Below are 6,830 nucleotides of genomic sequence, written 5' to 3'. Positions count from 1 at the left end.
GTGCTCCGGGTCCCCCACCCGCGGGCGGCGGCGCGTTTCCCCGCCCCCCTCTCCCCTTAGGGGCGGGGGCCCCCGACCGGTTACCGGTCGGGGCCCGCCGTCCGTCTCGACGCCCGGCGGCTCAACGCCCCAGCAGCTCGCCGCCGTTGCAGTGCAGGATCTCGCCGGTGATGAACCCGGCCTCGGGCGAGGCCAGGAAGTGCACCGCCGCCGCGACCTCGCCGCTCTCGCCGATCCGCCCGAGCAGGGTGCGGGCGGCCCGGCGGGCGACCTCGGCCTCGTCCAGCCGCGGCCCGAAGAACTCGGTGCCCGCGACGGTGCCCGGCGCGACGATGTTGGCGGTGATGCCCGAGGTGCCCAACTGGGCGGCCAGGAAGTGGTTCCAGGCGTGCAGCGAGGCCTTCGCAGCGCCGTACGAGCCGGCCCCGCGCAGGGCGGCGATGGAGCTGACGGTGACCACCCGGCCGGAGCCCGGGGTGAGCCGGTCGCGGACCGACTCGGTGAGCAGCACCACGGTCAGCACGTTGCGCTCGAAGTCGCCGCGCCAGCGCGCCAGCAGGGCGTGCGGCCCGCCGCCGACCACGGTCTCGCGGCTGCCGGCGTTGTTGATCAGGACGTCGATGCGCTCGGGCAGTTCGGCGAGCGCGGCCTCGACGGCGTCCGGGTCGGCGAGGTCGCACACCAGCGGGGTGACGTTCGGTCCGAGGTCGGCCGCGGCCTTCTCCAGGACCTCCCGGCGGCGCCCCACGATCATCACGTGGTCGCCGGCCTCGACGAACCGCCGCGTGACTTCGTACCCGATTCCCGTGCCACCGCCGGTGACGACGACGTTCCTGGCCATCTGCGCACTCCCTCCCCAGTTCCGCCGTCGCGCGGCGAATGTGCGCGACGGTCCGTACCGGAATGCCACGATTCCTATCACGCTCGGTTGCCGTGACTGCGGGGAGGGTGACGTCCCGCGCGAGCGAAGGTGTGATATGGGCGTGGTACGACGCGCACACGGAGCGTGGCGAGAGGCAGCTCACACCCCCCGGGCGTAACTTCTCGCACCCTGATACGTCTTAGGTTGGTAGTGCGGCAGTTTTTCCGATGGGCGGGGACACGCTGAACGGCAATGTGTCCCCGCGCTTCCAGGACTGCCGCCGACGGGGCTCCGGCGGGCCCCGGGAACGGTCGTCGAACCCGACGGCCTTCGCGCACGACGCCGGGGTTCTGGCGGGCCTGGGACGCTTTGAGCGGCCGTCCCCGGCTGCGGCCGACCCCGGAGTCGTGCGCCGTACGGTTCCGTCCCCGCGCGGGCCCTCGGGCGCGCCACCGGGACGCGAAGGGGCCCGGCCGCGCGACAGCGGCCGGGCCCCTCTCAGCTTCCGCGCGGGCCGGTGGTCGGCTCCGCCACGGTCAGCGGGCGTCCAGCGGGACGTAGTCGCGGATCGCGGTGCCCGTGTAGATCTGGCGCGGACGGCCGATCCGGCTGGTCGGGTCGTTGATCATCTCGTGCCAGTGGGCGATCCAGCCCGGCAGCCGGCCGAGCGCGAACAGCACGGTGAACATGCTGGTCGGGAAGCCCATGGCGCGGTAGATCAGGCCGGTGTAGAAGTCCACGTTCGGGTACAGCTTGCGCGAGATGAAGAAGTCGTCCTTGAGGGCGTGCTCCTCCAGCTTGAGCGCGATGTCCAGCAGCTCGTCGCTCTTGCCGAGCTGGCCGAGGACCTCGTGCGCGAGCAGCTTGACCTGGGCGGCGCGCGGGTCGAAGGCCTTGTAGACCCGGTGACCGAAGCCCATCAGCTTGACGCCGGCTTCCTTGTTCTTCACCTTCGTGATGAAGGCGTCGACGTCGCCGCCGTCCTTCTGGATGCTCTCCAGCATCTCCAGCACGGCCTGGTTGGCGCCGCCGTGCAGCGGGCCCCACAGGGCCGAGATGCCGGCCGAGATCGAGGCGAACAGGTTGGCGTGGCTGGAGCCGACCAGGCGCACGGTGGAGGTCGAGCAGTTCTGCTCGTGGTCCGCGTGCAGGATGAGCAGCTTGTCCAGCGCGTTGACGACGACCGGGTTGAGCTCGTAGTCCTCGGCGGGGACGGCGAAGGTCATCCGCAGGAAGTTCTCGACGTAGCTCAGGTCGTTGCGCGGGTAGACGAAGGGCTGGCCCATCGCCTTCTTGTACGCGTACGCGGCGATCGTCGGCAGCTTGGCGAGGAGGCGGACCGTCGACAGGTGGCGCTGGGCCGCGTCGAACGGGTTGTGGCTCTCCGGGTAGAACGTGGACAGCGCGCCGACGACCGAGGACAGCATGGCCATCGGGTGGGCGTCCCGCGGGAAGCCCTGGAAGAAGCGCTTGACGTCCTCGTGCAGCAGGGTGTGCTGGGTGATCTCGCGGTTGAACTCCGCCAGCTGGTCCGCGTTGGGCAGCTCGCCGTTGATCAGGAGGTACGCGGTCTCGATGAAGCCGCCATCGGAGGCGAGCTGCTCGATCGGGTAGCCGCGGTACCGCAGGATGCCGTTGTCACCGTCCACGAAGGTGATCGCGGACTTGTACGCGGCGGTGTTACCGAAGCCGTTGTCCAGGGTGACCAGGCCGGTCTGCGGGAGCAGCTTCGAGATGTCGAAGCCGGAGTTGCCCGCAGTGCTCTCGACGACGGGGTACTCGTACTCGCCGTCCTGGTACCTCAGTACTACCGAGTTGTCGCTCACGTCTTCCTCACCGACGAAATGAATCCTCTTCCAAGGTGCCCTGACTGTCTCTACCATCCCCCATCCGGAGGACAGTCGCGCACCCGGGGTGGCCCGAAAGGGCCCGCCCCTACAAAACCTGCCGCCGCAGCCGGTACGAACCGGACAAGATCGGCACCACCCTAGGCTCTGCCGTAAATCTCTTCACGTCAAGAGAACATTAGAGGCAACCATCCCGTTGGATAATCATCCAGCTGTCAGCCGATGGTCGAGCGCGGTGTGCCTCCGACCTGCGCTGACGGCCCGGACCGCCTGCCCGATCGCCTTGCGTGACCCCACCAGCACCACCAGTTTCCTCGCCCTGGTCACAGCGGTGTAGAGCAGATTTCGCTGGAGCATCGTCCAAGCGGACATGGTGACCGGAATCACCACGACCGGGTACTCGCTGCCCTGCGAGCGGTGGATCGTCACCGCGTACGCGTGGGCCAGCTCGTCCAGTTCGTCGAAGTCGTACGACACCTCCTCGTCCTCGTCGGTGAGCACCGTCAGCCGCTGGTCGTCGACGGCGAGGGCGGTCACCACTCCCACTGTGCCGTTGAAGACGCCGTTGCGCCCCTTGTCGTAGTTGTTGCGGATCTGGGTGACCTTGTCCCCCACCCTGAACGTGCGCCCGCCGAAACGGCGTTCGGCCAGCCCCTCCCGGGCCGGCGTCACCGCCGCCTGGAGCAGGGTGTTCAGGTTCCCCGCGCCGGCCGGGCCGCGGTGCATCGGCGCCAGCACCTGCACGTCCCGGCGCGGGTCGAAGCCGAACTTCTGCGGGATCCGGCGCGCCACCACGTCCACCGTCAGCCCGGCCGCCCGCTCCGCGTCGTCCTCGGCGAACAGGAAGAAGTCCGCCAGACCGTCCGTCAGCGGCGGCCTGCCCTCGTTGATCCGGTGCGCGTTGGTCACCACCCCGGACTGCTGGGCCTGCCGGAAGATCCTGGTCAGCCGCACCGACGGGATCGGCCCGCCCTCGGCCAGCAGATCCCGCAGCACCTCCCCGGCACCCACCGAGGGCAACTGGTCCACGTCCCCCACGAACAGCAGGTGGGCCCCCGGCGGCACCGCCTTGACCAGCTTGTTCGCCAGGATCAGATCCAGCATCGAGGCCTCGTCGACCACCACCAGGTCCGCGTCCAGCGGCCGGTCCCGGTCGTACGCGGCGTCCCCGCCCGGCTTCAGCTCCAGCAGCCGGTGCACCGTCGAGGCCTCCACCCCGGTCAGCTCCGCCAGCCGCTTCGCCGCCCGGCCGGTCGGCGCCGCCAGCACCACCTTGGCCCGCTTCGCCAGCGCCAGCGTCACGATCGACTTCACCGTGAACGACTTGCCGCACCCCGGACCGCCCGTCAGCACCGCGACCTTCTCGGTCAACGCGAGCCGCACCGACTGCTCCTGCTCCGGCGCCAGTTCGGCCCCGGTCCGCTTCGCCAGCCACTCCAGCGCCACCGGCCAGTCCACGTTCCCGAACCACGGCATCCGGTCCGCGTCCGACCGCAGCAGCCGGACCAACTGGTTGGCCAGCGAGATCTCCGCCCGGTGGAACGGCACCAGGTACACCGCCGTCACCGGCTCGCCGCCCTCCCCCGGGACCGCCTCGCGCACCACCCCCTCCGCCGCCACCAGCTCCGCCAGGCAGTCGATCACCAGCCCGACGTCCACCTGGAGCAGCTTCACCCCGTCCGCGATCAGCCGCTCCTCCGGCAGGAAGCAGTGCCCCTGGTCGGTGCTCTGCGACAGCGCGTACTGCAGGCCCGCCTTCACCCGCTCCGGGCTGTCGTGCGGAATGCCCACCGCCTGGGCGATCCGGTCCGCCGTCAGGAAGCCGATGCCCCACACGTCCGAGGCCAGCCGGTAGGGCTCGTTGCGCACCACCCCGATCGAGCCGTCGCCGTACTGCTTGTAGATCCGCACGGCCAGCGAGGTGGACACCCCGACCCCCTGCAGGAAGACCATCACCTCCTTGATGGCCTTCTGCTCCTCCCAGGCCTCCGCGATCTTCTTCGTCCGCTTCGGCCCCAGCCCCGGCACCTCGATCAGCCGGCCCGGCTCGTTCTCGATCACCTCCAGGGTCTCCACCCCGAAGCGCTCCACGATCCGCTCGGCGAACCGCGGCCCGATCCCCTTGATCAGCCCCGAGCCCAGGTACCGCTGGATCCCCTGGACGGTGGCGGGCAGCACCGTGGTGTAGTTCTCCACCGTGAACTGCCGCCCGTACTGCGGGTGCGAACCCCACCGCCCGTGCAGCCGCAGCGACTCGCCGACCTGCGCCCCCAGCAGCGCGCCCACCACCGTCAGCAGGTCGTTCCCGCCCCGCCCGGTGTCCACCCGGGCCACCGTGTAGCCGGTCTCCTCATTGGCATAGGTGATCCGCTCCAGCACGCCCTCGACCTGCGCGAGCTGGAGCGGCACCTGCTGCCCGGACTGCGCCGCCTGCTTGCTCACCGGACCCCCTTCGACCGGTACGGGTGGATCAATGCCGCTACGCACCGTACCGCCCCGTACCGACAGCCCCGGAACCGTTGCCTGCCGTGCACCGCCCCGGCCGAGGTGCCAGGCTGGGAGGAACCGAGGGGGACCGCCGTCGACCGCGCCCGCCCGGGCCCCGTCCGAGGAGCAGTGCCGCCATGCTCAACACCGACTTCCGCCCCGGTTCCCCGGACTGGCTCGACCTGAGCAGCCCCGACACCCGCGCGTCCGTCGACTTCTACACCACGCTGTTCGGCTGGACCTTCGACTCCGCCGGCCCCGAGGCCGGCGGCTACGGCTTCTTCCAGCTCGACGGCCGGACCGTCGCCGCCCTCGGCCCGCTCCCCGACGAGGCGACCCCGCCCGGCTGGACGCTCTACTTCGCCACCGAGGACGCCGACCGCACCACCGCCCTGGTCGAACAGGCCGGCGGCCGCGTCCGGTACGCCCCCTTCGACGTCTTCACCGCGGGCCGGATGGCCGGCTGCACCGACCCGACCGGCGCCGACTTCGCCGTCTGGCAGCCGCACGACACCCGCGGCCTGGACCTCGTCACCGAGGAGGGCAGCCTCTGCTGGGCCGAGTGCTACAGCGTCGACGCCGAACGCGCCAAGTCCTTCTACCGCGCCGTCTTCGACTGGCAGGAGCAGGACGTCCCGCTCGGCGAGGTGATGTACACCGTCCTCACCCCGGCCGGCGGCGGCACCGACGACGCCCACGGCGGCATCATGCAACTCGGCCCCGAACACACCGCGCGCGGCACCGGCTCGCACTGGCTCCCCTACTTCGAGGTCCCCAACACCGACGCCAGCCTCGCCATCGCCGCCACCCTCGGCGCGACCGTACGGATCCCGGCCATGGACGTGCACGGCGTCGGCCGTCTGGCCCAACTGGTCGACCCGCACGGCGCCGTCTTCGCCGTCATCACCAGCACCAAGCCCGGGGAGTGACGGCCGATGGGGCCCACGACCCTCGGGACCCACGGCCCTTCAGAAGGGCAGTGAAGGGGTGCTACGGGCGTAGACAGGGTGTGGTGGCCGCCTCGCATGCTTCTAGTCTCTGATCATGACTGAAACGGCTGTTCTGACGATCCGACGGGCCACCGCCGACGACCTGCCGGCGATCGTGGCCATGCTGGCCGACGACCCGCTGGGCGCCACCCGCGAGAGCCCCGACGACCTCACCCCCTACCGCGCCGCCTTCGCCCGCCTCGACGGCGACCCCCACCAGCACCTGGTCGTCGCCGACCGGGCCGGCCGCACCGTCGGCACCCTGCAGCTCACCGTCGTCCCGGGCCTCTCCCGGGCCGGCGCCACCCGAACGATCATCGAGGGCGTCCGCATCCACGCCGAGGAACGCGGCAGCGGACTGGGCACCGACCTCATCCGCTGGGCCGTCGACCGCTCCCGGGAACTCGGCGCCGACCTCGTCCAGCTCACCTCCGACGCGACGCGCACGGACGCGCACCGCTTCTACGAGCGGCTCGGCTTCACCGCCTCGCACGTCGGGTTCAAACTCAAGCTCTGACAATCGCTCAAGCTCTGAGAATCGCCGGGAAACGCGAAGAACCCCCATCCGGATCCCGGATGGGGGTTCTTCTGAAGAATTGTTCGGCGGCGTCCTACTCTCCCACAGGGTCCCCCCTGCAGTACCAT

5 protein-coding genes are annotated in these 6,830 nt (G+C 70.7%); 2 read left to right on the top strand and 3 right to left on the bottom strand.

Annotated features, from left to right (window positions below; all coding sequences use genetic code 11):
* Positions 1-121: 121 nt before the first annotated feature.
* The 3 genes from ACFVHV_RS42770 to ACFVHV_RS42760 form a co-directional block, all read right to left on the bottom strand.
* Positions 122-841 (bottom strand): SDR family oxidoreductase, encoded by a 720-nt coding sequence (locus ACFVHV_RS42770; RefSeq protein ID WP_359910541.1) that lies wholly within the window; start codon positions 839-841, stop codon positions 122-124.
* 557 nt (positions 842-1,398) lie between these two features.
* Entirely contained in the window at positions 1,399-2,688 is a 1,290-nt protein-coding gene (locus ACFVHV_RS42765) for a citrate synthase (protein ID WP_359910538.1), read from the bottom strand.
* 225 nt (positions 2,689-2,913) lie between these two features.
* Positions 2,914-5,151, bottom strand: coding sequence for an ATP-dependent RecD-like DNA helicase (locus tag ACFVHV_RS42760; protein WP_359910536.1), 2,238 nt, complete (start codon positions 5,149-5,151; stop codon positions 2,914-2,916).
* A gap of 182 nt (positions 5,152-5,333) precedes the next feature.
* Here ACFVHV_RS42760 and ACFVHV_RS42755 point away from each other — a divergent pair, with 182 nt between their 5' ends.
* Entirely contained in the window at positions 5,334-6,125 is a 792-nt protein-coding gene (locus ACFVHV_RS42755; protein ID WP_359910533.1) for a VOC family protein, read from the top strand.
* A 115-nt stretch (positions 6,126-6,240) separates the two neighbouring features.
* Complete coding sequence (locus ACFVHV_RS42750) at positions 6,241-6,702, top strand: GNAT family N-acetyltransferase (protein ID WP_359910530.1); 462 nt, start codon at positions 6,241-6,243, stop codon at positions 6,700-6,702.
* Positions 6,703-6,830: the final 128 nt, after the last annotated feature.

This window comes from Kitasatospora sp. NPDC127116, from assembly GCF_042677365.1.
Taxonomy (GTDB): Bacteria; Actinomycetota; Actinomycetes; order Streptomycetales; family Streptomycetaceae; genus Kitasatospora; species Kitasatospora lactacystinica.
The sequence above is the reverse complement of the archived record's forward strand: the minus strand, read 5'-3'. Positions and strand labels throughout refer to the sequence as shown.

Bases quoted from the DNA above. Each gene is read 5' to 3' on its own strand.
- ACFVHV_RS42750 (WP_359910530.1), top strand. From the start codon at position 6,241: ATGACTGAAACGGCTGTTCTGACGATCCGACGGGCCACCGCCGACGAC.
- ACFVHV_RS42755 (WP_359910533.1), top strand. From the start codon at position 5,334: ATGCTCAACACCGACTTCCGCCCCGGTTCCCCGGACTGGCTCGACCTG.
- ACFVHV_RS42770 (WP_359910541.1), bottom strand. From the start codon at position 841: ATGGCCAGGAACGTCGTCGTCACCGGCGGTGGCACGGGAATCGGGTAC.